Raw genomic sequence first — 24,843 nt, 5'->3', positions numbered from 1 at the left:
TCCCGAGCAGCCAAACAGGAGAGATTCATGCTGACCATCGGACAAATGGCCCGCTGCCACGGGCTCACCACCAAGACCTTGCGCCACTACGACAGCATCGGGCTGTTCAGCCCGGCGCTCACCGGGCGCGACAACGGCTACCGCTACTACCGCCCGGAGCAGATCGTCATCCTCGGCCGGATCCTCTGGCTCAAGGGGCTGGGCCTGGCGCTGGAGGACATCCGCGCGCTGGCCGCAGACGGCGGGCTCGACAACGTCGCCGCCCTGCGCGACACCCTCCAAACCCACGCCCGGCAATTGCGGACGGAACTGCAGCGCAGCGAAAACGTGCTGGGCCAACTGACCCGCTACCTCGCACAGCCGGATCGCGGACTGCCGGCCCTGCAGACGCCCGAACGGGTCGCCTACCCGGCCCTGCGGATCATGGGCATGAGCTGGCAGCAGGGAGAGGACGGTTCGATCGCGCAAATGTGGGACCGCTTTGAACCGAGGGAGCCCGAGATCGACCGCCTGCACGAACCGGTCGGCACCTTCGGCGTGTGCGAGCCGTTGGCGGACGGTCTGTGGCGTTACGTCGCCGGGCTGCCGGTGGGCAGCGAGGCCCGCCTGCCCGAGGGGATGGTGGAGCTGCACATTCCCGCCCGCCCGTATGCCCGCGTCGAGCACCACGGTCCGGTGACCACGCTGCCGGAGACCTTCCGCGCGGCCTACAGCGAATGGCTGCCCGCCGCCGGCATGGCCCCGGCCGAAGGCATCGAGTTCGAATACTGCGGTGAGCGCTTCTTCGGCCCGATGGATCCGCGCAGCGTGGTCGAGCTGTACATTCCGCTGAAGGACTGACGTTCCCCTGTGGCGAGGGAGCTTGCTCCCGCCGGGTCGCGAAGCGGCCCCACCGCCTTCAAGCGCAACATGGCCCCGGACTTGACGGCAACGCTCCCGGGAAAAGAACCGGGCAAGGGCCGTTTCCGGTGGCCTGCTCACACCACGTGGAGAAATGCCCTGCAACATCCGAAGAAGCGTCAGACATCCGCCCTGAAGCCGTTGATTTAAGGTGTTACATCTTCAACTGCACAAGGCACGGCATTCCATGAGCAACCGCTGGCAGAGCAATTCATACGCGGATTTCGGAAGGTTTTTGCGGCGTTTCAGAACCGAGCTGATCGTCGGTTTCCTGTTGGGGACGGTGCCGCTGCTGATGCACTCGACCCGTCCCTCGGAGCTGCATGCCATGCTCCGGGCCCTGCTGACCAGCACGCCGGTGATCGACCATGCCGTGTGCCTGCTGCTGATCTACAGCCTGGTGTGCCTGCACAAGAAACTGTACCGGCTCAAGACCGACCGCATGCGGGAGCGCTTCGAGTCGGTCTACCAGGTGACCGCCGAGGTCGGCACCAGTTTCCTCACGCTGCTGCGCACCGGGCTGGGGGCCATCGTCGGCTTCCTGATCATCGCGCCGTTCATCGAGGTGGAGCCCGTCGCCCTCAAGCAATGGCTGGCCAATGCCGTGCTGGGCATCATGACCCTGGTGCTGTCGGCCTGGGTGTCATTGCTGCACGACTTTCTGCTGCCGCAGCCGAGCCGCGCCCACGTGAAGAACCATATCCGCCTTTAGGCCTTGAGCGCTTTGCCGTCCACCGGGTCGCCGATCTTCAGGAAGTGCCCGCCGGCCACATGGTGCAACGTGCGCAAACCGTCCTGTCCGTCGAAGTGCCAACGGCCGTCGCTGAACACGCGCTCGTCCGCCTGGGCGGCAATCACCTCGGCGAGAAACAGGTCGTACCGGTCGTGGTTGTGCGGCTCCGGCAGCAGCCGGCATTCCAGCCAGGCCACGCAGCCTTCGAGCATCGGCGCCTGCACCTGTTCGCCTTCGAACGTCTGCAGGCCATAGGCCTGGAACTTGTCCCGGCCTTGGGCCTGGCTGATCTGGAGCCCGGACGTCGAACCGACGGTCTGCACGATGTCGGCCTGAAGCGCACAAGGGACGTTGAGCACGAAGGTGCCGCTGGCTTCCAGCAGTTGCCGCGTCCAGGTGGACTTGTCGAGCACCACCGCCACCTTCGGCGGTTCGAAGTCCAGCGGCATCGCCCAGGCGGCGGCCATGATGTTGCGCTGGCCGTCGTGGGCGGCGCTGACCAGCACGGTCGGGCCGTGGTTGAGCAGGCGGTAGGCTTTGTTCAGGGGAACCGGGCGGCGGTGGGAAACGCTCATGGGCATCTGCTCCGGGAAAAGGAACCGATTGTAGCCGCAGCCCAAAAGGCTGTGGGAGCAGGCTCGCTCCCACAGGGTGAAGCCCTGGATCAGTTGGACAGCTGGTTGGCGAACTGGCCGACCGCGTTCACCACCTTTTGCGCGCCGTCCTGGATCTCGACGATCACGGTGCCCGCCTCTGCCGCCAGCGCCAGCCCCTGTTCGGCCTGGAGCTTGCCGTCGGTCATTAGGGCCACGGCGTTGCGCGCCATGTCCTGGTTCTGCCGCACTACGCCGACGATCTCTTCGGTGGCCTGGCTGGTGCGCGAGGCCAGTTGCCGCACTTCGTCGGCCACCACCGCGAAGCCCCGGCCCTGCTCGCCGGCGCGGGCCGCTTCGATGGCGGCGTTGAGCGCCAGCAGGTTGGTCTGTTCGGCGATGCCGCTGATGGTCTTGACGATGGTGCCGATCACCAGCGACTGCTCGTTCAGCGCCTCGATGCCTTCGCCGGCGGTCTGCATGTGCCGCGACAGGTCGCGCATCACGTTGACCGCCTCGGTCACCACCGCGGTGCCGCGCTGGGCGGTGCTGTCGGTCTGCAGCGAGGTGCTGTAAGCGATGTTGGCGGCTTCGGCGACCGCCTGTTCCTGGTTGACCTGTTCGGTGATCACCGTGGCGAACTTCACCACTTTGTAGAGTTTGTCGTTGGCGTCGACCACCGGGTTGTAGGAGGCCTCCAGCCACACGGTGCGGCCATGGCTGTCCACACGCTTGAAACGGCCGGCCACGAACTCGCCGTTGTTCAGGCGACGCCAGAAGTTCTGGTAGTCGGCGCTGCCGGCTTCCACCGGGTCGCAGAACATGCGGTGATGCTTGCCCTGGATCTGCGCCAGGCTGTAGCCCATGCCGTTGAGGAAGCGGTCGTTGGCGTTCAGCACGTTGCCGTTGAGGTCGAACTCGATCACGGCGGTCGAGCGCACCAGCGCCCCGATCAGGTTCTCGTGCTCGCGCGAGGCCTCGATGGTGCGGGTCAGGTCGCTGGAGTAGATCGCGAAATACTTGATCCGCCCGTCCGAGGAACGGATCGGCTGCGAAATGGAGCGCAGCCAGGCCTCCTCGCCGTTGCCGCGCAGCAGGCGCACGGCCCCGGCGAAGTGTTCGCCACGGGTCAGCGCGGTGCGGAAGCGGTGGTGGAACTCATCGGACTTCACATGGGCCGGCACGATGTCTTCCAGGGGACGACCGATCAGGTCGTGGCTCCTGTAGCCCATCTCGTTGAGGAAATTCTGGTTGGCGGACTGGATGCGTCCGTCGGGCTCAAGGGTCAGCACCAGCATCTCGCTTTCCAGACTCTCCTTCACTTGCAGAAGGCTGGAGAGTTCTTCGCGAAGAGCCGCGAGCTCTTGCTTCAGGCGTGTATTGAACATGGGAAAGCACCGATGGGTAGAAAGCGGGTATGCCACCTAACCATCGGCCTCGGGAATCTTTTCTGAAGAGCGCTTGAGGGCTGTCCTACAAAAATAGTTCGGCCCCCGCCACTCAGGCGGTTCCCGCCACCCGGCACTGTCCCGGATGCGGCATCCGCGAGCCGAAATACGCCGCGCCGGCGAGGCCCGCCAGGCCCATCACGGCGCAGAAGATCACACAGACCCACGGACTCCACGGCATCAACCCGACCAGCAACAGCGGCGTGACGCTGGCCCAAGCCGCGTAGGCGATGTTGTAGGTGAAGGAGATCCCCGACACCCGGATCCGCGCCGGAAACAGACCGACCATCACCGACGGCACCGCCCCCACCACGCCGCAGGCCAGCCCGGCCACCGCGTAGGCGAGGCCGACCCAGCCGCCCCCGCCGATCAGGCAGGCGTACAGCACGCCGATGCCCAGCGGCAGCAGCAGGCTGTAGAGCATGACCGTGCGCCAGGCGCCGATGCGGTCCACCAGCTTGCCGGCGATCACGCAGCCGATGTTCAGGAACACGATGCCCAGCGCGCTCAAGGCGAAGGTGCGGCTGGCGGTCATGCCGAAGGTCTTTTGCATCATGGTCGGGGTGATGACCACGAACACCACCACCGCCGACGTCAGCACGCAGGTCAGCAGCATGGCCGGCAGCATGGCCAGACGGTGCTCGCGCAGCACCGTGCGCAGCGGCAGTTCGACCCGCTTCTGGCGCTGCGCTTCCATCGCCATGAACACCGGCGTCTCGCTGAGCCAGCGGCGCAGCCAGACACCGATCACGCCGAACACGCCGCCGAGCAGGAAGGGATAGCGCCAGGCGAAGTCGAGCACCTCCGCCGGGGTGAACGCCTGCGCCAGGAAGGTGGCGGTCAGCGCGCCGATCAGGTAACCGAAGGTCAGGCCGGCCTGCAGGAAGCCCAAGGCATAGCCACGGTGGCCCGGCGGCGCGTGCTCGGCGACGAACACCCAGGCGCTCGGCACTTCACCGCCCACCGCCGCCCCTTGCAGGATGCGCAGCGCCAGCAGGAGCAGCGGCGCGAAGTAGCCGATCTGCGCGTACGTCGGCATCAGCCCGATCAGCAGGCACGGCAGCGCCATCATCAGGATGCTCAGGCTGAAGACCTTCTTGCGCCCCAGGCGGTCGGCGAAATGCGCCATCAGGATCCCGCCCAGCGGCCGCGCCAGATACCCGGTGACGAAGATCCCGAAGCTTTGCAGCAGGCGCAGCCATTCGGGCATTTCCGGCGGGAAGAACAGCTGGCTGAGGGTCAGGGCGAAGAACACGAAAATGATGAAGTCGTAGATCTCCAGCGCCCCGCCCAGCGCCGCAAGACCGAGGGTCTTGTAGTCGGAACGGCTGAAAGGGGCCGGTCGGGCAAGCGGGTCGGCAGTCATGACAGGGGCTCGGGCAGCGGCAAAAACCGGGGCGCCCATGGTCTACGCAAACGGGCCGGGGGACAACCCGTTAGACCATAGTCCCGGTTTTGCAAAACCTGCTCACGGAAAGGCCGGCGCCTGATTTACTGTTGGGGCCTGTCCGCAGACACCACGCCAGACACGCCGTGGCAGCGGGCTTGCCCGCGAAGAGGCCGTGGCATCCGGCATCGATGCCACGCCTTCTCGGGCAAGCCCGCTCCTACCGGGGGCGCGGCGCTTCTGACGGATCACAATAAACATAAGAATCCGAGGTATTCCCGTGGCCGTTGACATCGAAGATAGCCGCTCCGCCCGCTTTGCCCTGCGCTGCGCAAGCTTTGCCGAACGCTGGTTTCCCGACTCCTGGGTGTTCGCCGCGCTCGCCGTGATCATCGTGACCCTGGCCACCCTGGCCATGGGCGCCAAGCCCACCGACGCCGCCATGGCGTTCGGCGACGGGTTCTGGAGCCTGATCCCGTTCACCATGCAGATGGCTTTCGTGGTGATCGGCGGTTATGTGGTCGCCAGCTCGCCGCCCGCCGTGAAACTGATCGACCGCCTGGCGCGACTGCCCAGGAACGGCCGCTCGGCCGTGGCCTGGGTCGCGCTGATCTCGATGGTCGCCTCGTTGCTCAACTGGGGCCTGTCGCTGGTGTTCGGCGGTTTGCTGGTGCGCGCCCTGGCCCGGCGCAGCGACCTGAAGATGGATTACCGCGCCGCCGGCGCCGCGGCCTACCTGGGCCTCGGCGCGGTGTGGGCGCTGGGCCTGTCGTCGTCGGCCGCGCAATTGCAGGCCAACCCCGGCAGCCTGCCGCCGTCGATCCTGTCGATCACCGGGGTGATCCCGTTCACCCAGACCATTTTCCTCTGGCAGTCCGGGGTGATGCTGCTGGCGCTGATCGTGGTGTCGATCATCATCGCCTACGCCACCGCCCCCGGCCCGAACTCCGCCCGCGACGCCCAGGCCTGCGGCATCGACCCGAGCTTCAACCTGCCGCCGCTGCAACCGCGCACCCGCCCCGGCGAGTGGCTGGAGCACAGCCCGCTGCTGATCATCGTGCTGGTGCTGCTGGCGGCCGGCTGGCTGTTCCACGAGTTCTCGACCAAGCCGGCGATCACCGCGATCTCCGGGCTGAACACCTACAACTTCCTGTTCATCATGCTCGGCGCGCTGCTGCACTGGCGTCCGCGCAGCTTCCTCGACGCGGTCGCCCGCGCCGTGCCGACCACCACCGGGGTGCTGATCCAGTTCCCGCTGTACGGCTCCATCGCCGCACTGATGACCACGGTCAAAGGCACCGACGCCCAAACCCTGGCCCATCACATCTCGACGTTCTTCGTCAGCATCGCCTCCCACGACACCTATGCGCTGCTGATGGGCGTGTATTCGGCGATCCTCGGCTTCTTCATCCCGTCCGGCGGCGGCAAGTGGATCATCGAGGCGCCGTACGTGATGCAGGTGGCCAACGACCTCAAGTACCACCTGGGCTGGGCGGTGCAGATCTACAACGCCGCCGAGGCCCTGCCGAACCTGATCAACCCGTTCTACATGCTGCCGCTGCTGGGCGTGCTGGGGCTGAAGGCGCGGGATCTGATCGGCTTCTCGTTCGTGCAGTTGCTGGTGCACACGCCGCTGGTGCTGGTGTTGCTGTGGGCGCTGGGGACGACGCTGGCCTACCTGCCGCCGGTGATGCCGTAACCGGTTCGACCGGCGGGCACGGACCTGACGGGCGCGCGGACACGCCGCGCTCCCGCAGCGATGGGTCTGGCGTCGCGGACGGTCACCCAACCGTCACATTCCCTTGCTAGCGTCCGCTAGAAACATACTGAAACAATTAAGCAGGCACAGGCTTTTAGATGAACGACGACACAAACGACAGCGTCCCGCCCTCCCCCGACAACGACCTTCCTGCCGACACCAGCCGACGCCGCTTCCTCGGCGGTGTGGCGGTGCTCGGCGCCGGCGCGACGCTGGCGGCCTGCGGCAACCGCGGCGATGAACCGGGCAAGCCGGACGAACGTCCGCTGTCGGCGGCCGAACTGGACAAGGCCCTGCAAGCGCACGTGAAGACCGTGGTGGTGATCTACGCCGAGAACCGCAGCTTCAACAACCTGTTCGGCGACTTCCCGGGCGTCGAGCGACCGCTGTCGGCCCTCAAGCCCGCCGACTACCAGCAGCGCGACCGTGACGGCAGCCTGCTGCCGGCCCTGCCGCCCGCCTGGGGCGGCGTCCTGCAGACCGGCCCGCAGACCCTGGACGGCGTGACGTACCCCACCGCCGTGCAGTTCCAGGAAAACCTGCCCAACGCACCGTTCGCCCTCAAAGGGCCGAACGCCGAAGACTTGCCGCTGGGCCTGGTGACCCGTGACCTGTGGCACGTGTTCTACCAGAACCAGATGCAGATCAACGGCGGCAAGAACGACGGCTTCGTGGCCTGGGCCGACTCGGGCGGCCTGACCATGGGCCACTACGCACAGAGCCGCTATTCCCTGCGCCTGTGGGACGTCGCCCGGGAATTCGTGCTGTGCGACAACTTCTTCCAGGGCGCTTTCGGCGGCTCGTTCCTCAACCACCAGTACCTGATCAGCGCCACCGCGCCGTTCTACCCGCATGCCGCCGAATCGGTGGCCAAAGGTCAGATCGCGTCCCTGCAGAGCGAGGACCCCGCCGACCCGCGCCTCAAGCCGCTGGAGCAGTCCCCGGCCAGCGCCATGACCGGCCCGCCGCAGTTCGGCCCGAGCGCGCTGACGCCGGACGGCTATGCCGTGAACACCCTGGCGCCGCCGTACTGGCCCACCTGGATCCGCGACCCGGAGCGGCCGGCCTACTCCAGGCCGGACCTGCCGAACGTCCTGGTGCCCCAGACCCACGAACACATCGGCGACAAGCTCTCCAAGCGCAACATCGACTGGGCCTGGTACGCCGGCGCCTGGCAAGCGACGCTGGATCAGTACAAGGACTCGGGCGGCATCCCCAAGATCCCGAACTTCCAGTACCACCACCAGCCGTTCAACTACTTCCGCCAGCAGGGCCCGGAGAACCCCGAAGAGCGCGCCCGGCGCCTGCGTGACGCAGGCCTGGGCGACGAGTCGGGCAGCAACCGATTCTTCGCCGACGCCGAGGCCGGCAAGCTGCCGGCCGTGAGTTTCTACAAGCCCCAGGGCAACCTGAACATGCATGCCGGCTACGCCGACGTGGCCTCCGGCGACCGCCACATCGCCAGGGCCCTGAAGGTGCTGCAGGAAAGTCCGCAATGGAAAAACATGGTGGTGATCGTCACGGTCGACGAGAACGGCGGCTGGTGGGACCACGTCGCGCCGCCCAAGGGCGACCGCTGGGGCCCCGGTTCCCGGGTGCCGGCGCTGGTGGTGTCGCCGTTCGCCCGCAAGGGCACGGTGGATCATACGGTGTACGACACCGCCTCGATCCTGCGCCTGATCACCCGGGTGTTCCGGCTGGAGAAGCTCGACGGGCTCAGGCAACGCGACGAAGCCATGGCCGCCCGGGGCCAGAAACCGTTGGGCGACCTGACCGCCGCCCTGCGTTTTCCGGCCTGAGGACAGCGCCTGGGGGCCTGCAAAAAAACTCCGTGCGGGCGCTTCTCTGCGCCGTACGGCTGATCCAATATGGCACGCATCCCATCTCCGGGATCCACGCTGAAAAGGATCTGAGCATGTTCAAACTCGCAGGACTCACTCTCGCCGCGCTGACCCTCAGCGCGGCGGCCCACGCCGATGTCGACCTGAAGCTGGGCAGCACCGAACGCGTCACCCGCCTCTTCGCCTACCCCAACAACTGCAGCGTGATCTGTTTCCGCAACTGGACGCTGGAACAGACCGTGTCGCACTACCTGACCCAAAGCGTGCAGCGCGACGGGTACGCCGACGCCAAGGTGCTGGTGAAGACCGACAACGATCAGCTCTACGCCGAGATCAGCGGCGTGCCGCAGGGCTACGACAAGCCGCTGTCCGCCCTGCTGGACGCCGGCGACCTGGCCTACACCGGCGCCAGCAAGCTCAACGCCGACGGCAAGTGGGCCTACAGCTGGTACCTGTTCCTGCCGCTGGGCATGGCCCTGGAGAACCGCAAGAGCGTCGAGCTGCTGCACTTCCCGCCGGACTATTCGCTGACCCAGGCCCAGGACTACCTGCGCTCCAACACCACCGACCGCTGGGCGGCGCTGCTGACCGACAACGGCATCCCCGCCGACCAGACCCCGGCCTACCAGACCATCGTCGACATCGCCCCGATCGCCGCGCCCGCCAGCGCCGGCAAGGACCTGGAAGGCGTCTACGACTACTTCAAGGACTACCAGACCACCATGGTCAAGCAGGTCAGCGTGAGCGCCAACGGTGCCGCGTTGCCGATGGTGGCCTTCGGCGCGCCGGTGCGTAACTGGATCAAGCAGCAGTACGGCCAGACCGTGAGCGTGCTGGGCCTGGCGACCATCAGCCCGAGCGACGGCGTGAAAGTGCCGGTGCTGGGCTCCAACCACCCGAGCTACATCTGGTACGCAGCGGATCCGCAAACCTACACCGGCGACGACGCCCAGGCCAAGGCCGACGCGGCCGGCCTCAAGGTGATGGGCCAGGACCTGAGCGCCGCCTGCTGGCAGGCGGGCATGGGCAGCAAGCCGGGCAGCGATCCGAAGACCCTGCTCAACAGCTGCACCCAGACCTGGCAAGTCACGCAGAAGGTCAAGACTTGCGAGCTGTTCTACACCTCGATCCGCAACCTCACCCCGGAACAGGCGGCGGCCAAGTGCGCCACCGCGCCGATCAAGACGCAGCTCAAGGCCCTGAAGGAACCGCTGCCGGCCACCGCCCAACCCGCCCCGCACCTGTAAGGCACGCTCGACGCCCCTTGTGTCAGCCAAGGCTGACGCAAGGATGCGTCCATTTCGCCTGTCAGATCTGACAGTAGACCTGTCGGGCCGCCCGCGAGAACATTGGATCCAATCAACGGAACAGTACCGACAGGACGTCGGTTTTGAGGAATCACCACGACCATCGACAGGGACGGTTATGAACAGTTGCGTCGTCAAACGACCCTCTCCGCGCAACACGGAAGGCATCTATCCGTTCGCGGGGCTGCCGGTCCGCCTGGGTTTCCCCTCCCGGAACGACTTCGAGATCGTCCACGATCCCCAAGGCCTGCCTTCGGCCGTCGTGGCGCGCAGGGAATTCCTGCGCATCAGCCGTATATGCCGGGTCTCGGGGCAACTGCTGCCCTACCGCTGCCGGCAGACCCGGCAGTTGCTGCCGGGCGTGCACCTGTATGACCCCAGATTCTGCGGGCTGATCGGACACGCCTGCGACCCGAACGTGTTCCTGGACATGAGCGAACTGTGGCTGTGGGCGCTCAGGGACATCGCGCCGGGCGAGCGGTTGACGGTCGATCTGGCCGTCACCGAAAGCAAGGTGCTGCACCAGTTCGCCTGCACCTGCGGCGCCCCGCGCTGCCGCGGCTGGATCACCGGGTTCGACGAACCGCCGAACCCGCAAGGCCAGCGCTTCCTGCAGGACTGGAGGCGCCGGCGCTGATCACGCGGTCACGGCGCCCCGACCGGACGCAGGCGGTACTGCGGCGGCAGTTGCTCGAAACCGCTGATGGTGGTGTTCAGGCTCTTCCAGCGACCGTCCTTGATGCCGTAGATGCAGCCGTGCACCGACAGGCTCTGGCCGCGGTGCCAGGCGTTCTGCACGATGCTGGTGTGGGCGACGTTGGCCACCTGCTGGATCACGTTGAGTTCGCACAGGCGGTCGACCTGCTCTTCCTCGGTCGCCAGCTTGGCGATCTCTTCGCGCTTCTCGTAGTACAGGTCGCGGATCGAACGCAGCCAGCCGTCGATCAGGCCGAACTGGCGGTCCTGCATCGAGGCCCGCACACCGCCGCAGCCGTAGTGGCCGGTCACCAGGATGTGCTTGACCTTGAGCACGTCCACCGCGTACTGGATCACCGACAGGCAGTTGAGGTCGGTGTGCAGCACCACGTTGGCGACGTTGCGGTGCACGAACAGATCGCCCGGCAGCATGCCGACGATCTCGTTGGCCGGCACCCGTGCGTCGGAGCAGCCGATCCACAGATATTCCGGCGTCTGCTGGCGGGCCAGCTTGGCGAAGAAATCCGGGTCTTCCTTGGTGATCGCGTCAGCCCAACGCTCGTTGTTATCAATCAGGTCTTGTAAGTCATGCATGCTGTAAGGCCTCAAGAAAGATGCGTGGGTGTGACAGACGACCGCCGGTCGGGGTCACGGATGCGCGGCAAGTGTTTTCATCGGAATTTCTCGGGTGCCCGGTGAGTCCACCCAGATAAGGCCCACAGCATAGTACGAGGAATTGCCATGAACGACTCACGACGCCCCTTCGACGCGGCGCAGCCGGCGCCGATCGATGATACCCAAGACCGCATGGGCTCGGTGCATGAGCTGGATTTCGACGACGAACTGCCGGACGCGAAGATCGGCGACGAACTGCCGGCCCGGGAGCGCGAACAACTGATGCCCCGCCGCCGGGTCCGTGAAGCGGGCCTGACCGGCGCGTCTGTCGACGACCATCAGCCCACCGACGATGACCTGAGCCCGCAGACCCTGATCCGCGAAGACGGCGCCAGGGATGCCCATGAGGCCGGCCGGGACGATCCGGCGGACTGGGACTTGAGCATCGTCGACAGCCGGGACATCGGCGCCGGCGAAGGGCCGGACGAGGCGGAGCTGGCCAGGCGCGACCCGCTGGACCGCAAACGCTGAGACCATGCAGGCCACCTGTGGCCCCAGAGGTCAGTCAACCAGCGTGCAGACCATCACCACGGCGTCCTCGCGTCCGCCCACCGCCGGGTAGTAGTCCCGGCGCCGGCCGACCTCGTTGAAGCCGTAGCGCTCGTACAGGCGGAACGCCGCGGTGTTGCTGTCGCGCACCTCCAGGAAACATTCCCGCGCCTCGGCTGCGTAGGCGCGGGACATCAGGTGCTCCAGCAGTTTGAGCCCCAGGCCGCGGCCCTGGTTTTCGGGCTTGACCGTGATGTTCAGCAGGTGCGCCTCGTCCAGGATGATCTGGACAACCCCGTGACCGACCTGCTGCTGGCCTTCGAACATCAGCCAGATCTGGTACTTGCCCAGCCCGTCGAGAAAGATCCCGCGGGTCCACGGGTGGCTGTACGCCGCGTATTCGATCTTCAGCACAGCGTCCAGGTCCGCCTCGGTCATCGGGCGGAACGATACAGCGTCACTCATTCGATTCTTTCCAGCGCGCCATCAGCCGGCGCATGGCTTGCCACACGGCGCCCTTGCGCTGCGGCTCTTCCATCAACAGTTCCAGGCCCGGCAACGCCCAGGCCGGGCCGAGCCCTTCGATCTGCAGTTCGCGGTTGAACGCCTCGGCGTCCGCCTCGCCGGCAAACCGCACCGCCGGCAGACCGATCAGCCACACAAACGCACACGGCGCTTCCTCCATGCGCACCGACAGGAACCCCTGGACGAAATCCCGGGCCGCCTCCGGCCCCTGATCCATCGAACTGCGCACCAGCAGCGGCCAGCGCACCGGCTCGCCGACGATCTGCGGGGCGTCCGGCAGGCCGGCGGCGCGCAGCATGTCCTTGAGCAGCAGGTAGGCCGGATCCCGGGACTGGAACGGCTCGCCGGTGGGCAGCTCGACCAGCAGCAAGCATCGCCCGGCCCGCAGCAGCTGCAGGGCGAAACGCGGCGGCGGCACCGGTGCGGGGCGCACGACCGGTGGCGCCTCCTCGGCGTCCTCCGCCGGTTTGGCGGCGGGCCGGCCGGTGGCCGGCGTCGGGCGCGGCACTTCGATCTTCATCCGCTCGGCCGGGCGCGCGGCCGGTTGCGCCGGAGCGTGTGCCGCAGCGGCCGGCAGCACCGGCGCCACGGCCTCGACCTCGGGCTCTGGCGTCTCCAGCAACTCGGGCCGCGACGGCGCGGCAAAGGGCAATTCGGTGCGCGGCAGCCAGTTGACCACCTGCATGGCGTTCAGATAGGCGCGGCGGCGGGACTCGATAAGCAAGGGTCGGCCACTTGTGGATAACTTAAAGTGCGCTGATTCTACCGCCGTTCGCTCAAGATCGCTTGCTGTTGATCGATAGCCTTGACCGGTGTCCGTTCACCAAAGAATGCGACAGCCCGTCCCGAGAATGAATCGCACCGCGCGCGATGCAGTACAATCGCGGCTTTTATCCGCCAACCAGCCGGCCATTCCGATGATCGAACCCAAGCGCGTCTTGCGCGCCCTCGCTGAACACTGGGCACTTCTGGAGCCACTGTGCGAGCACTTCGACCAAGGCACCCTGAGCCTCAACGAACTGCGCACGCAACTGGCCGCCCAGCAACTGGAAAGCACGCCGCAGGACATCACCCACCTGCTCGACGTGTGGATCCGCCTCGACATTCTGGTGCCCGTGGCCAAAAGCCCGAACCGATTCGAGCTCAACGCGCAGATCCACGACTTCCTCGCCTACCTGCGCCGCGAACACCGCCTGGGCCTGTGCCTGGAGATCGAAGCCTACCTGCGCCACCTCGAACGCCTGGCCGGCTACATCCAGGACGCCTTCGAGATCCGCGACGGCAATGACCTCGCCCGCCAGCTGCGTCTGCTCGACATGCGCGTGCGCGACGTCCTGAAGAAGCTCGACAACGACGAGCAGGCCCTGGTGGCCGTGGCCGAACGGGCCAAGACCAGCGACCGGCAGATCCCGCTGCGCCAGCGCTACGCCGAAGTGCTGGCGACCTGGGACGAGTACGTCGAGCCGATGATCGACCTGGTCAACGCCGACGGCGCCTTCGAACAGGGCGTGCGCAAAGTCGAGACCGTGCTGCTCAAGATGCTCAGCGAACAGCAGCGCCTGGGCCATCTGGTCGATGACGACATGCTGCTGCGCACCCACGCGCGCATCCTCGAGATGCAGACCAGCGCCCAGCTCACCCTGCGCCACGCCCGCGAACTGCTGCTGCCGCTGCGCGAAGAGGCCCGCCGGCACAACGCCGTGACCCGCGGCGCCGCCCTCGCCCTGGCGGCGATCCGGCGCAAGGGCCTCGACGCCGTGCCGCAGGCGGCGATGCCGCTGTTCACCCGTCCGCAGAGCACGTTCCTGGGCAGCGCCAGCCAGGTCGAGGCCTACGTGTACGCCCTCGCCCGCTTCGAGCCGAAACCGGCGCGCTTCCCCAAGGCCCACAAGACCGCCAAGGGCGGCGACGCCCCGCGGGCGCCGCGCACCGTGCGCGAAATGGTCGACCGCTGCGAAGAAGCCCTGCCGATGCCGGACCTGATGAACTGGCTGCTGGAGCAGGAGCCGGACGGCGCCACCGACGAACTGCTCTACTGGTTCTCGCGCCTGTCGCGGGAGAAACGCTTCAAGCGCGAGCGTCTGGAACGCCGCGAATACCACACTCACGAGCACCGGGTCAGCCTGCGCTCCTTCGCCCTGCTCTCGGCCCGCGACCCAGCCGCCGAGGATGCTGCGAGCCCCCTCTCTGCAGGTACTTCTCATGCATCTTGATCTATCCGAACTGTCCCAACTCGCGCCGATCTTCCGCGAACTGTTCAAGGGCTACCACGTCAGCCGCCGCGATCCGGAGCTGTACGCGCAACTGTCGAACTTCCAGGACCAGTACCGCACGCTGTTCAAGGCCCTGGGCTTCGAGCTGGTCTGCGACACCCGCGGCTTCTACTACTTCGTGCCGGACATGGCCGCCGCCGCGGTGAACAAGACCGCCCAGCGCCTGGCGCTGTTCACCTTCATCCTCGTCGAGCACCTGGCCGACCAGGGCCGCGACCCGATCGCCGTGCTCGACGGCGGCAGCCTCGGCCGCGAGGAACTGCCGTCGCTGCTGGAAAAGTACCGTGACCTGTTCATCCAGGCCGAAGTGCAGACCCAGGACGAACTCGAAGAGAAGATCATGCGCCGCATGACCCAGCTCGGCTTCGCCAGCGAAGAGAACGGCGTGTACCGCTTCCTGCCGCCGATGCACCGGTTTCTCGACGTGTGCCTGTCGGTGCAGCAGGACCGTGACCTGGCGGCCAGCGTCCACAGCGTCCTGCCGCTGCCGGCGCCGGTGCTGATCGACGCTGCGGCCGAAGCGAAGTTTCTGGCCACCGACGACCCGCTTGACCTGTCCGAATTCGAGGACGAAAGCGAAGAAGACGCACTGGCCCGGGCCATTGCCGAAGAACAGGAGTATGGCGAATGAGCCAGGAACGCTACGGCATCCGCCGCTTTGCCCTTTTGAACACCGCCGGCTACAGCCTGGGCCTGTTCCCGCTGGAAGAGCCGCTGTCGGTCTACGGCGCGAACAACCTCGGCAAGTCCGCCTCGATCAACGCCTTGCAGTTCCCGATCCTGGCGCGCATGTCGGACATGAGCTTCGGCAAGTACAGCCTGGAGCAGTCGCGGCGCTTCTACTTCGCCTCGGACACCAGCTACATCCTCGTCGAAGTCAACCTGCCCCACGGCCCCCACGTGATCGGCGTCGCCGGCCGCGGCCCGGGCGGCGGCTTCGGCCACCAGTTCTTCGCCTACGCCGGCAAGCTCGACCTGGCCCACTACCAGAAGGACGACACCTGCCTGCGCCAGAAGGAGCTGTTCAGCAACCTTGAGCGCGAAGGCCTGAAAGCCTACGAGCTCAAGCCCGACGAACTGCGTCGCCTGCTGGTCGGCGGCCACACGTCGATCCCGCTCGACCTGACCCTAATCCCGCTGCGCTCCACCAACGAGCAAAGCCTGAAGACCTTCCGCGCCCTGTTCATCAACCTGCTGCACATGCGCGAAATCACCGCGGCCAAGCTCAAGCAACTGTTCCTCGACGCGTTCGAGCACAGCCTGCGCTCCGGCAGCGTCGACTACATCGCCGCCTGCGAAGAAGCCTTCCGCGACGTGCGCCGCATGGAACAGGACTACAACTCCCTGGTGGCCGCCGGCCCGCTGGTCGAGGCCCTGGCCAACGGCGTCAAGCAGCGCGACGTGCTGCGCGGCAAGCTGCATCGCCTCTCGCCGCTGCTCGACTCGCTGCTCGGCACCTGGTCGGACTACGCCAACGCGCGCAAGGAAGAGCTGACGATCCAGGCCGAACACTATCGCCGCGAGCAGGACGACCTGCAGAACGACCAGCGCGGCGGCACCCAGGAACTGATGCGCCTGGAGCGGGAAATCACCGGCATCCAGCGCTGGCTCGGTGAGCTGTCGGTGCTCAAGCACCGCTTTGCCCTGGTCGACGACGTCAAGGTGCTGGAACAACAACTGCTGGCCGCCAAGGACGCCCACGACGAACTGGCCGGCGCCCTGGCGCAGTCCCGTCAGTTCAGCGCCGAGGACCTGGAAGAGCGCCTGCGCGATCTGGAAAAACGCCTGAAGTCGGTGAAGCAGCAGCTCGACCACGCCGACAACAACAGCTACGCCCGTCTGCGCGAAGAGTTCTCCCAGCAGGACGTCGAACGCCTGATGCGCCTGTTCAACAGCGCGCTGTTCAGCCTGCCGCTGGGCGAACACGGCATCGCGCTGGACGATGACGGCGAGTGGGTCAAGTCCGTGGAACTGATCCTCGACGGCTTCAAGGGCGAGCGCTTCGAAGTGCCGGGCCTGTCCATCGACCTCTCGCACATCGAGCCGCCGGCCCTCCAGGCCCTGGCCGACCGCGCCGCGCTGCGCGACCAGAAGGAGCGTCTGGAAAAAGAGCTCAAGCAACTCAAGACCCAACAGGCCGTGGCCGCCGACCGCGCCGCGAGCAAGACCCAGACCGAAGCGCTGTACCAGCAGGTACTCGACGCGCAGAAGGCCCTGGAAGACTTCCGCCGCACCCAGACCCTGAGCGCCGAGGAAGGCGACAAGCTCGAGCAACTGGCGCAGATGGAAGCCGCCCAGGACGAACTCAAGCGTTCCAGCGACGCGTTCACCGAACGCGTCCAGCAGCTGTCGGCCAAGCTGCAGCTGGTCGGCCGGCAGATCGCCGACATGGAAGCCAAGCAGCGCACCCTCGACGACGCCCTGCGCCGCCGTCAACTGCTGCCGGCGGACCTGCCGTTCGGCACGCCGTTCATGGATCCGGTCGACGATTCGATGGACAACCTGCTGCCGCTGCTCAACGACTACCAGGACAGCTGGCAGGGCCTGCTGCGCTGCGACGGCCAGATCGAAGCGCTGTACGCCCAGGTGCGCCTCAAGGGCGTGGCCAAGTTCGACAGCGAAGACGACATGGAGCGCCGCCTGCAGCTGCTGATCAACGCCTACGCGCACCGCACCGACGAAGCCCTCACCCTGGGCAAGGCGCGGCGCGCAGCGGTCACCGACATCGCCCGTACCCTGCGCAACATCCGCAGCGACTACGACAGCCTCGAACACCAGCTGGCGCTGTTCAACCGCGAGATCAACAAGCGTCAGGTGTCCAACCTGCAAAGCTTTCGCATCGTGCTGGCGCCGAACAAGGAAGCGCTCAAGCACATCGACCAGATCATCCACAGCGCCGGCCAGTACGAGGAAGGCGAGACCCTGTCGGTGTTCGACCTGAGCCAGAGCGCCGAGCAGGACAACAAGAACGAAGAGGCCAAGGAATACCTGGCGCGGCTGGTGGCGGCCAACCACAACCAGCTCGGCCTCAAGGACTTGTTCGAACTGGCGTTCGAGATCACCAAGGTCAACGGCCAGCCGGTGATCCACACCGACATCGACGGCGCGGCGTCCAACGGCACCACCATGACCATCAAGGCGCTGACCAACATGTACCTGTTGCTGCACTTGATGGACCGCGACCTGGCCGGCCGCGTGCGTCTGCCTTACTACCTCGACGAGGCGGCGGACATCGACGAAAAGAACCAGGCCGCGCTGCTGGAGACCAGCCTGCAGCTGGGCTTCGTACCGATCCTGGCGAGCGTGAAGCCGCAGGTCTGCGCCAGTGTCGCCATCGACCTGGAAGGCGGCAGCGGCCCGGCGGGCATCTACATCGACGAGGCGGACTGGAAGTACATCCGCCGCCATGACGTGGTGAAGGCCACCGTCAACGCGCAAGCCGACGAGCCGGAGCTGGACGCGGTCTGATCCGCGTGGGCTGAAGGCAAAACAAAGGGCCGCGATCCAATGGATCGCGGCCCTTTTTCTTGACTGGGGATTTCGCTCTGGCTCCCGCAGGGACGCGTGCGCAACACAGATCCCGTGGGAGCGGGCTTGCTCCGGGCGGCGATCCGACGATGGCGTCCTCGCAGTCGCCCCCTGCAAAGGTTACTTGCCGAGCGGAATCTTCGGCGCCCAGGTCAGCCACTCGTCCTCGAACTTGTCGAACAGCGGGAACGTCTGTTCCGCACGGGCCGGGCTGCCCATCCGCTCGCCGTCCGGCGTGGCGAAGGCGATACCGCCCTGGATCAGGGTTTCCAGCGACTCGGTGCGCACCGTCACGCCCTTGAACAGACCGTAATCGAAGCCCAGGCCGCTGGTGTTCCAGAACCGCGTGCCGCTGCGCACCAACGGCACGTACTTCGGCTCGATCAGGATGTGCACCAGAACCCGGTCTGCGGTCTGCCCCAGTTCATAGCCGGTGACTTTGCCCACGGTGATTTCTCGGTAGGTCACCGGCACGCCAGGCTTGAGCGAGCCACGGCGGGCGGCGCTCAGCACCAGGCTCAGCCCCGGCTCCTGTTTTGCCGCTTCCGGCGGGCTGGCCAGCGCCACGAAGTTCTTCTGCGGCCCGAGGCTCTTCGCCGCCGGCTGCACTTCCAGGTATTGGCCGGTGACCAGGGTCTCCAGGTTGGAGGTCTTGATCAGCCCCAGCTCCGGCTTGACCACCCAGAACTGACTGCCGACCCGGGCGATGCGCTCCGGCACTTCGGTGATGCGGGCGGTCAGGATCACCGACTGCAGGTCGTCCGTCAGGTCGACGCTTTCGACCTTGCCGACATCCAGCCCCTTGAAGCGGATCGGCGTGCCGCTGCGCAGCCCGTCGGCGCGGTCTACCTTGATCGTCACCACCTCGCCTTTCTGGTTCGCCTCGTCATGGTTGGCGAACAGGCGGAAACGCGGAATGCGCTTCTGCAACGGCGCCTTGGCCTGGGGCGTCTCGAACGCGATGCCGCCGGCCATGAGGCTCTGCAGGGATTCGCTCTTGACCTGGATGCCGCTGGTCAGCCCGCCCGTCAGCGTGACGCCGCTGGCGTTCCAGAAACGGGTGGAGGCATTGACCAGGTTTTCGTATTCCTTCTCGATGTGCACGCCGATGACCAACTGCTTCTTGGTCTTGGAGAACTGATAGCTCTGCACCGAACCGACCTTGACCTGCTTGTAGAGCACCGGACTGCCGACCTCCAGCGAACCCAGGTTGTCGGTGAACAGCACCAAGTGCAAACCCGGAGCCCGCAGGTCGAGCGGCGGCGCTTTCGGCCGGGCCTCGAACTCGCGCTGCGGCGCCGCGCCCTTCTCGCCCGGACGCACTGCGATGTAGTTGCCTTTCACCAAGGCTTCCAGGCCGGTGATGCCGGCCAGGGAAATCGACGGCTTGACCACCCAGAACTGCGTACCGGCCACCAGATAGTCTTCGGCCAACGGGTCGAGGGTCAGTTCGGCGGTGGCGGTGGACAGATCCGGATCGATCTTCAGCGCCTTGAGGTTGCCGACCTGGATGCCCTTGTACATCACCGGCGTGCGGCCGGCCTGCAAACCTTCGTAGTCGCTGAGCTTGACCTTCACCCGGATCCCGGCGGCTGCGGCGTCGAAATCCTCGTAGAGGCGGAACGGCAGGCTCGGGTCGGTGGGCGGGCTGTCCTTGCGGTTCTCCGGGGTGGCGAACGCGATGCCGCCGGCGACGATGCTGGCCAGGGATTCGCTGCGCACCTTCACGCCGGACAGGTTGGCGTCGATGCTGATGCCGCTGGCGTTCCAGAACCGCGTGTGCTTGCGCACCAGTTTAGCGTAGGCCGGTTCGATGAACACTTTGAGCTCGACGGTGTTCTGGTCTTCGGACAGCAGGTAGCTTTTGATCTGGCCGACCTTGATCTGCTTGTAGAACACCGGGCTGCCGCGGTCCAGCGAGCCGAGGCGATCCGCCTTGATGGTCAGGTGCAGCCCCGGTTGCGAATCGGACAGCGGCGGCTCTTCGGCCAGGGCCGTGAACTTGCGGGTCGGCTCCCCTTCGCCCGGGCTGATGGCCACGTAGTTGCCGGAGACCAGGGTTTCCAGGCCGGTGATACCGGCCAGGCTCACGCTCGGCTTGACCAGCCAGAAACGGGTGCTGGTCTTGAGGTACTGCCCGACATCCTTGTTCATCTCGATCGTGGCGATCACGCCTTTGGAGTTGCCTTCGTCGTCGAGCTTGAGGGCCTTCACCTTGCCGACCGTCATGCCTTTGTAAAACACTTCGGTCTTGTTGGCCTGAATGCCCTCGCCGCTTTCGAAGCGCACCTGGATCTCGATGCCGGTCTCATTGTAGGCACGCCAGCCGAGCCAGCCGCCGATGATCAGGGCGATCAGGGGCAGCACCCAAATGGCGGACCAGTTCGAGGCCGGTCGGGTTTTCGCTACAGGCAAATCAGTCATGGTCGGCATCCGACTCCGTGTTGTCCCAAATCAGTCGGGGATCGAAAGTGACAGCGGCGAGCATCGTCAGGATCACCACACTGGCGAAGGCGACGGCGCCGAGATTGGCTTCGACGCTGGCGAGCCGGCCGAAGTTGACGACCGCCACCAGAATGGCGATCACAAAAATGTCGAGCATCGACCAGCGGCCGATGAACTCGATGAAGCGGTACATCCAGATTCGCTGACGTGCGGACAACGGCTGGTGCCGCTGTACGGAAAACAGCAGCAGGGCGATGCCCACCAGCTTGAACGTCGGCACCAGGATGCTGGCGATGAACACCACCGCCGCGATCGGGATCATCCCGTGCTGCACCAGTTGGATCACGCCGGACATGATCGTGGCGGGCTCGCCCTGGCCCAACGCGCTGACGGTCATGATCGGCAGCACGTTGGCCGGAATGTAGATGATCGCGGCCGTGATCAGCAGCGCCCAGGTGCGCGCCAGGCTGTTCGGACGCCGGGCGTGAACCAGCGCTCCGCAACGCGTGCACGTCTGCTCATCGGTGCCGGCCTCCTGCCTGTTCAGTTCGTGGCATTCGGCACAGATCAGAATGCCTGCATCAATCGCCCGCATGGGCATCCTCTCCTGATAACGCCTGCCAGATTTGATGCGGTGACATCACCACCTCCAGCCAGACCTGAACCAACAGCAAACCGATGAAGCACATCAGGCCGAGGCCGACGGTGATCGCCGCCATGTCCGCCAGCTTGACGATCGCCACCAGCACGCCCATGAGGTAAACCTCAAGCATTCCCCAGTCCCGCATGTGGTGGTAGATCCGATAGAGCAGCAGGCCGTAGCTGCGTCCGACATTGAAGCGGATCGTCAGCAACACCATCAATTGGCACAGCAGCTTGAGCAGCGGAATCGCCATGCTGCACAGGAACACGACAATCGAGACACCGCGCATGTCGGTGTCGAAAAGACCGACGACGCCGCTCCAGACCGTGTCCTGCGACGATTGCCCGAGTACATTGAGCTGCATGATGGGCAGAAAGTTCGCCGGCACATAAAGCAGCAAGGCCGCCACGACCAGAGCAAGGCTGCGCTGCACCACGTTGTGGCGATGGGCGTACAGCTCGTAGCCGCAGCGGGGGCAAAGGGCTTTCTCGCCATGGGCAAGCTTCGGCTTGCGCATCAGCAAGTCGCACTCATGGCAGGCCACCAAGTCATCCAGCGGTAAATCTGACAGCCCGGGGGCGTCAACCGAATCAGACATAAGGGCACTGGCTCCGAAAAAGAGGGGTCTATTTTAGTGTTCTTATTCGAAAATAACTGTGCAAATTTGTTCTGCGTACGCTAACAAAACTTTCCTGCGGGCAAAACAAAACCCCAACCGCTTTCGCAGTTGGGGTTCCGGAATTTAATCTTGACGATGACCTACTCTCACATGGGGAAACCCCACACTACCATCGGCGATGCATCGTTTCACTTCTGAGTTCGGGATGGGATCAGGTGGTTCCAACGCTCTATGGTCGTCAAGAAATTCTGTGTGCCGGTCCGCGCCCTGAGAGCCCGTGCCGACGAATGGGTATGTGACAGCTTTGTGGGTTTGGCGAACTTTCGGTTCTTTCGTCTCCACACACCGCAATCTGGCCCCTTCCGGGTTCGCAAATTGCTTGGGTGTTATATGGTCAAGCCTCACGGGCAATTAGTATCGGTTAGCTCAACGCCTCACAGCGCTTACACACCCGACCTATCAACGTCGTAGTCTTCGACGGCCCTTCAGGGAACTCAAGGTTCCAGTGAGATCTCATCTTGAGGCAAGTTTCCCGCTTAGATGCTTTCAGCGGTTATCTTTTCCGAACATAGCTACCCGGCAATGCCACTGGCGTGACAACCGGAACACCAGAGGTTCGTCCACTCCGGTCCTCTCGTACTAGGAGCAGCCCCTCTCAAATCTCAAACGTCCACGGCAGATAGGGACCGAACTGTCTCACGACGTTCTAAACCCAGCTCGCGTACCACTTTAAATGGCGAACAGCCATACCCTTGGGACCGGCTTCAGCCCCAGGATGTGATGAGCCGACATCGAGGTGCCAAACACCGCCGTCGATATGAACTCTTGGGCGGTATCAGCCTGTTATCCCCGGAGTACCTTTTATCCGTTGAGCGATGGCCCTTCCATACAGAACCACCGGATCACTAAGACCTACTTTCGTACCTGCTCGACGTGTCTGTCTCGCAGTCAAGCGCGCTTTTGCCTTTATACTCTGCGACCGATTTCCGACCGGTCTGAGCGCACCTTCGTACTCCTCCGTTACTCTTTAGGAGGAGACCGCCCCAGTCAAACTACCCACCATACACTGTCCTCGATCCGGATGACGGACCTGAGTTAGAACCTCAAAGTTGCCAGGGTGGTATTTCAAGGATGGCTCCACGCAGACTGGCGTCCACGCTTCAAAGCCTCCCACCTATCCTACACAAGCAAATTCAAAGTCCAGTGCAAAGCTATAGTAAAGGTTCACGGGGTCTTTCCGTCTAGCCGCGGATACACTGCATCTTCACAGCGATTTCAATTTCACTGAGTCTCGGGTGGAGACAGCGCCGCCATCGTTACGCCATTCGTGCAGGTCGGAACTTACCCGACAAGGAATTTCGCTACCTTAGGACCGTTATAGTTACGGCCGCCGTTTACCGGGGCTTCGATCAAGAGCTTCGCGTTAGCTAACCCCATCAATTAACCTTCCGGCACCGGGCAGGCGTCACACCCTATACGTCCACTTTCGTGTTTGCAGAGTGCTGTGTTTTTAATAAACAGTCGCAGCGGCCTGGTATCTTCGACCGGCGTGGGCTTACGCAGCAAGTGCTTCACCCTCACCGGCGCACCTTCTCCCGAAGTTACGGTGCCATTTTGCCTAGTTCCTTCACCCGAGTTCTCTCAAGCGCCTTGGTATTCTCTACCCAACCACCTGTGTCGGTTTGGGGTACGGTTCCCGGTTATCTGAAGCTTAGAAGCTTTTCTTGGAAGCATGGCATCAACCACTTCGTCGCCTAACGGCAACTCGTCATCAGCTCTCGGCCTTGGAACCCCGGATTTACCTAAGATTCCAGCCTACCACCTTAAACTTGGACAACCAACGCCAAGCTGGCCTAGCCTTCTCCGTCCCTCCATCGCAATAACCGGAAGTACAGGAATATTAACCTGTTTTCCATCGACTACGCTTTTCAGCCTCGCCTTAGGGACCGACTAACCCTGCGTCGATTAACGTTGCGCAGGAAACCTTGGTCTTTCGGCGTGCGAGTTTTTCACTCGCATTGTCGTTACTCATGTCAGCATTCGCACTTCTGATACCTCCAGCAAGCTTCTCAACTCACCTTCACAGGCTTACAGAACGCTCCTCTACCGCATCACTTGCGTGATACCCGTAGCTTCGGTGTATGGTTTGAGCCCCGTTACATCTTCCGCGCAGGCCGACTCGACTAGTGAGCTATTACGCTTTCTTTAAAGGGTGGCTGCTTCTAAGCCAACCTCCTAGCTGTCTAAGCCTTCCCACATCGTTTCCCACTTAACCATAACTTTGGGACCTTAGCTGACGGTCTGGGTTGTTTCCCTTTTCACGACGGACGTTAGCACCCGCCGTGTGTCTCCCATGCTCGGCACTTCCAGGTATTCGGAGTTTGCATCGGTTTGGTAAGTCGGGATGACCCCCTAGCCGAAACAGTGCTCTACCCCCTGGAGTGATACATGAGGCGCTACCTAAATAGCTTTCGAGGAGAACCAGCTATCTCCGAGCTTGATTAGCCTTTCACTCCGATCCACAGGTCATCCGCTAACTTTTCAACGGTAGTCGGTTCGGTCCTCCAGTCAGTGTTACCTAACCTTCAACCTGCCCATGGATAGATCGCCCGGTTTCGGGTCTATACCCAGCGACTAAACGCCCTATTAAGACTCGCTTTCGCTACGCCTCCCCTATTCGGTTAAGCTCGCCACTGAATATAAGTCGCTGACCCATTATACAAAAGGTACGCAGTCACAGAACGAAGTCTGCTCCCACTGCTTGTACGCATACGGTTTCAGGATCTATTTCACTCCCCTCTCCGGGGTTCTTTTCGCCTTTCCCTCACGGTACTGGTTCACTATCGGTCAGTCAGTAGTATTTAGCCTTGGAGGATGGTCCCCCCATGTTCAGACAAAGTTTCTCGTGCTCCGTCCTACTCGATTTCATGGCCAAGAGATTTTCGCGTACAGGGCTATCACCCACTATGGCCGCACTTTCCA

The 24,843-nt window shown here is 64.4% G+C and carries 18 protein-coding genes, 2 rRNA genes and 2 pseudogenes (1 of these 22 only partly in view); 10 read left to right on the top strand and 12 right to left on the bottom strand.

Annotated elements, in window-relative coordinates; all coding sequences use genetic code 11:
* Positions 1-27: 27 nt before the first annotated feature.
* Positions 28-840, top strand: a complete 813-nt coding sequence (locus KVG96_RS01780; RefSeq protein WP_217890593.1) for a MerR family transcriptional regulator — start codon at positions 28-30, stop codon at positions 838-840.
* A 295-nt stretch (positions 841-1,135) separates the two neighbouring features.
* On the top strand, positions 1,136-1,612 hold the full coding sequence (locus KVG96_RS01775) for a hypothetical protein (RefSeq protein WP_217890592.1): 477 nt from the start codon (positions 1,136-1,138) through the stop codon (positions 1,610-1,612).
* Here KVG96_RS01775 and KVG96_RS01770 read toward each other — a convergent pair.
* From KVG96_RS01770 to KVG96_RS01760, 4 genes and pseudogenes are all read right to left on the bottom strand, one after another.
* Positions 1,609-2,208, bottom strand: a complete 600-nt coding sequence (locus tag KVG96_RS01770; protein ID WP_217890591.1) for a flavin reductase family protein — start codon at positions 2,206-2,208, stop codon at positions 1,609-1,611. The genes KVG96_RS01775 and KVG96_RS01770 overlap by 4 nt on opposite strands.
* Before the next feature lie 89 nt (positions 2,209-2,297).
* A pseudogene (locus tag KVG96_RS27725) lies at positions 2,298-2,729 on the bottom strand (methyl-accepting chemotaxis protein); the annotation flags it as partial.
* Positions 2,730-2,885: 156 nt separating this feature from the next.
* A pseudogene (locus KVG96_RS27720) lies at positions 2,886-3,524 on the bottom strand (PAS domain-containing protein); the annotation flags it as partial.
* Between the two features lie 202 nt (positions 3,525-3,726).
* On the bottom strand, positions 3,727-5,040 hold the full coding sequence (locus KVG96_RS01760) for an MFS transporter (RefSeq protein ID WP_217890589.1): 1,314 nt from the start codon (positions 5,038-5,040) through the stop codon (positions 3,727-3,729).
* A gap of 301 nt (positions 5,041-5,341) precedes the next feature.
* On the opposite strand from KVG96_RS01760, the gene KVG96_RS01755 reads away from it, so the two are divergent.
* From KVG96_RS01755 to KVG96_RS01740, 4 genes are all read left to right on the top strand, one after another.
* Positions 5,342-6,760: a short-chain fatty acid transporter gene (locus tag KVG96_RS01755; RefSeq protein WP_217890588.1), complete on the top strand. Its 1,419-nt coding sequence runs from the start codon at positions 5,342-5,344 to the stop codon at positions 6,758-6,760.
* A 158-nt stretch (positions 6,761-6,918) separates the two neighbouring features.
* Entirely contained in the window at positions 6,919-8,619 is a 1,701-nt protein-coding gene (locus KVG96_RS01750) for an acid phosphatase (RefSeq protein WP_217890587.1), read from the top strand.
* Positions 8,620-8,735: 116 nt separating this feature from the next.
* On the top strand, positions 8,736-9,908 hold the full coding sequence (locus KVG96_RS01745; RefSeq protein ID WP_217890586.1) for a hypothetical protein: 1,173 nt from the start codon (positions 8,736-8,738) through the stop codon (positions 9,906-9,908).
* A gap of 178 nt (positions 9,909-10,086) precedes the next feature.
* Positions 10,087-10,605 (top strand): SET domain-containing protein, encoded by a 519-nt coding sequence (locus tag KVG96_RS01740; protein WP_217890585.1) that lies wholly within the window; start codon positions 10,087-10,089, stop codon positions 10,603-10,605.
* A gap of 8 nt (positions 10,606-10,613) precedes the next feature.
* Here KVG96_RS01740 and can read toward each other — a convergent pair whose 3' ends face one another.
* Positions 10,614-11,258, bottom strand: a complete 645-nt coding sequence (can, locus tag KVG96_RS01735; protein WP_085584669.1) for a carbonate dehydratase — start codon at positions 11,256-11,258, stop codon at positions 10,614-10,616.
* A gap of 147 nt (positions 11,259-11,405) precedes the next feature.
* Here can and KVG96_RS01730 point away from each other — a divergent pair, with 147 nt between their 5' ends.
* The gene (locus KVG96_RS01730; protein WP_217890584.1) at positions 11,406-11,810 is read left to right on the top strand and encodes a serine kinase/phosphatase; all 405 of its coding nucleotides are present in this window, start codon (positions 11,406-11,408) and stop codon (positions 11,808-11,810) included.
* 30 nt (positions 11,811-11,840) lie between these two features.
* Here the strand turns inward: KVG96_RS01730 and rimI are convergent, their stop codons facing one another.
* Together rimI and KVG96_RS01720 are read right to left on the bottom strand one after the other, a co-directional pair.
* On the bottom strand, positions 11,841-12,293 hold the full coding sequence (rimI, locus tag KVG96_RS01725; RefSeq protein ID WP_085584665.1) for a ribosomal protein S18-alanine N-acetyltransferase: 453 nt from the start codon (positions 12,291-12,293) through the stop codon (positions 11,841-11,843).
* On the bottom strand, positions 12,286-13,038 hold the full coding sequence (locus KVG96_RS01720) for an energy transducer TonB (RefSeq protein ID WP_217892420.1): 753 nt from the start codon (positions 13,036-13,038) through the stop codon (positions 12,286-12,288). Before KVG96_RS01720 ends, rimI begins: the two co-directional genes overlap by 8 nt.
* Before the next feature lie 232 nt (positions 13,039-13,270).
* On the opposite strand from KVG96_RS01720, the gene mksB reads away from it, so the two are divergent.
* Genes mksB through mksF form a run of 3 tightly spaced genes read left to right on the top strand, consistent with a single transcriptional unit; the run spans position 13,271 to position 18,094 of the window.
* On the top strand, positions 13,271-14,566 hold the full coding sequence (mksB, locus tag KVG96_RS01715) for an Mks condensin complex protein MksB (protein WP_176244842.1): 1,296 nt from the start codon (positions 13,271-13,273) through the stop codon (positions 14,564-14,566).
* Complete coding sequence (mksE, locus tag KVG96_RS01710; RefSeq protein ID WP_085584659.1) at positions 14,556-15,257, top strand: Mks condensin complex protein MksE; 702 nt, start codon at positions 14,556-14,558, stop codon at positions 15,255-15,257. The genes mksB and mksE overlap by 11 nt, the downstream gene beginning before the upstream one ends.
* Positions 15,254-18,094 (top strand): Mks condensin complex protein MksF, encoded by a 2,841-nt coding sequence (mksF, locus tag KVG96_RS01705; protein ID WP_217890583.1) that lies wholly within the window; start codon positions 15,254-15,256, stop codon positions 18,092-18,094. Before mksE ends, mksF begins: the two co-directional genes overlap by 4 nt.
* Before the next feature lie 180 nt (positions 18,095-18,274).
* Here the strand turns inward: mksF and KVG96_RS01700 are convergent, their stop codons facing one another.
* The 5 genes from KVG96_RS01700 to KVG96_RS01680 form a co-directional block, all read right to left on the bottom strand.
* Entirely contained in the window at positions 18,275-20,578 is a 2,304-nt protein-coding gene (locus KVG96_RS01700; protein ID WP_217890582.1) for a PqiB family protein, read from the bottom strand.
* Entirely contained in the window at positions 20,571-21,194 is a 624-nt protein-coding gene (locus KVG96_RS01695; RefSeq protein ID WP_217890581.1) for a paraquat-inducible protein A, read from the bottom strand. The genes KVG96_RS01700 and KVG96_RS01695 overlap by 8 nt, the downstream gene beginning before the upstream one ends.
* Positions 21,181-21,840: a paraquat-inducible protein A gene (locus KVG96_RS01690; protein ID WP_085584651.1), complete on the bottom strand. Its 660-nt coding sequence runs from the start codon at positions 21,838-21,840 to the stop codon at positions 21,181-21,183. Before KVG96_RS01690 ends, KVG96_RS01695 begins: the two co-directional genes overlap by 14 nt.
* A 148-nt stretch (positions 21,841-21,988) precedes the next feature.
* A 5S ribosomal RNA gene (gene rrf, locus KVG96_RS01685) occupies positions 21,989-22,104 on the bottom strand.
* A gap of 147 nt (positions 22,105-22,251) precedes the next feature.
* Positions 22,252-24,843: ribosomal RNA gene (locus KVG96_RS01680) — 23S ribosomal RNA — on the bottom strand; it runs 299 nt beyond the window's last position.

This window comes from Pseudomonas ekonensis (genome assembly GCF_019145435.1).
GTDB lineage: Bacteria > Pseudomonadota > Gammaproteobacteria > Pseudomonadales > Pseudomonadaceae > Aquipseudomonas > Aquipseudomonas ekonensis.
This window is presented reverse-complemented; position numbering and strand designations above follow the sequence as displayed.

Bases quoted from the DNA above. Each gene is read 5' to 3' on its own strand.
- KVG96_RS01740 (WP_217890585.1), top strand. From the start codon at position 10,087: ATGAACAGTTGCGTCGTCAAACGACCCTCTCCGCGCAACACGGAAGGC.
- KVG96_RS01700 (WP_217890582.1), bottom strand. From the start codon at position 20,578: ATGACTGATTTGCCTGTAGCGAAAACCCGACCGGCCTCGAACTGGTCC.
- mksB (WP_176244842.1), top strand. From the start codon at position 13,271: ATGATCGAACCCAAGCGCGTCTTGCGCGCCCTCGCTGAACACTGGGCA.
- KVG96_RS01745 (WP_217890586.1), top strand. From the start codon at position 8,736: ATGTTCAAACTCGCAGGACTCACTCTCGCCGCGCTGACCCTCAGCGCG.
- mksF (WP_217890583.1), top strand. From the start codon at position 15,254: ATGAGCCAGGAACGCTACGGCATCCGCCGCTTTGCCCTTTTGAACACC.
- KVG96_RS01690 (WP_085584651.1), bottom strand. From the start codon at position 21,840: ATGTCTGATTCGGTTGACGCCCCCGGGCTGTCAGATTTACCGCTGGAT.
- KVG96_RS01750 (WP_217890587.1), top strand. From the start codon at position 6,919: ATGAACGACGACACAAACGACAGCGTCCCGCCCTCCCCCGACAACGAC.
- rimI (WP_085584665.1), bottom strand. From the start codon at position 12,293: ATGAGTGACGCTGTATCGTTCCGCCCGATGACCGAGGCGGACCTGGAC.
- KVG96_RS01780 (WP_217890593.1), top strand. From the start codon at position 28: ATGCTGACCATCGGACAAATGGCCCGCTGCCACGGGCTCACCACCAAG.
- KVG96_RS01730 (WP_217890584.1), top strand. From the start codon at position 11,406: ATGAACGACTCACGACGCCCCTTCGACGCGGCGCAGCCGGCGCCGATC.
- mksE (WP_085584659.1), top strand. From the start codon at position 14,556: ATGCATCTTGATCTATCCGAACTGTCCCAACTCGCGCCGATCTTCCGC.
- KVG96_RS01720 (WP_217892420.1), bottom strand. From the start codon at position 13,038: ATGCAGGTGGTCAACTGGCTGCCGCGCACCGAATTGCCCTTTGCCGCG.
- KVG96_RS01695 (WP_217890581.1), bottom strand. From the start codon at position 21,194: ATGCGGGCGATTGATGCAGGCATTCTGATCTGTGCCGAATGCCACGAA.
- KVG96_RS01760 (WP_217890589.1), bottom strand. From the start codon at position 5,040: ATGACTGCCGACCCGCTTGCCCGACCGGCCCCTTTCAGCCGTTCCGAC.
- can (WP_085584669.1), bottom strand. From the start codon at position 11,258: ATGCATGACTTACAAGACCTGATTGATAACAACGAGCGTTGGGCTGAC.
- KVG96_RS01770 (WP_217890591.1), bottom strand. From the start codon at position 2,208: ATGAGCGTTTCCCACCGCCGCCCGGTTCCCCTGAACAAAGCCTACCGC.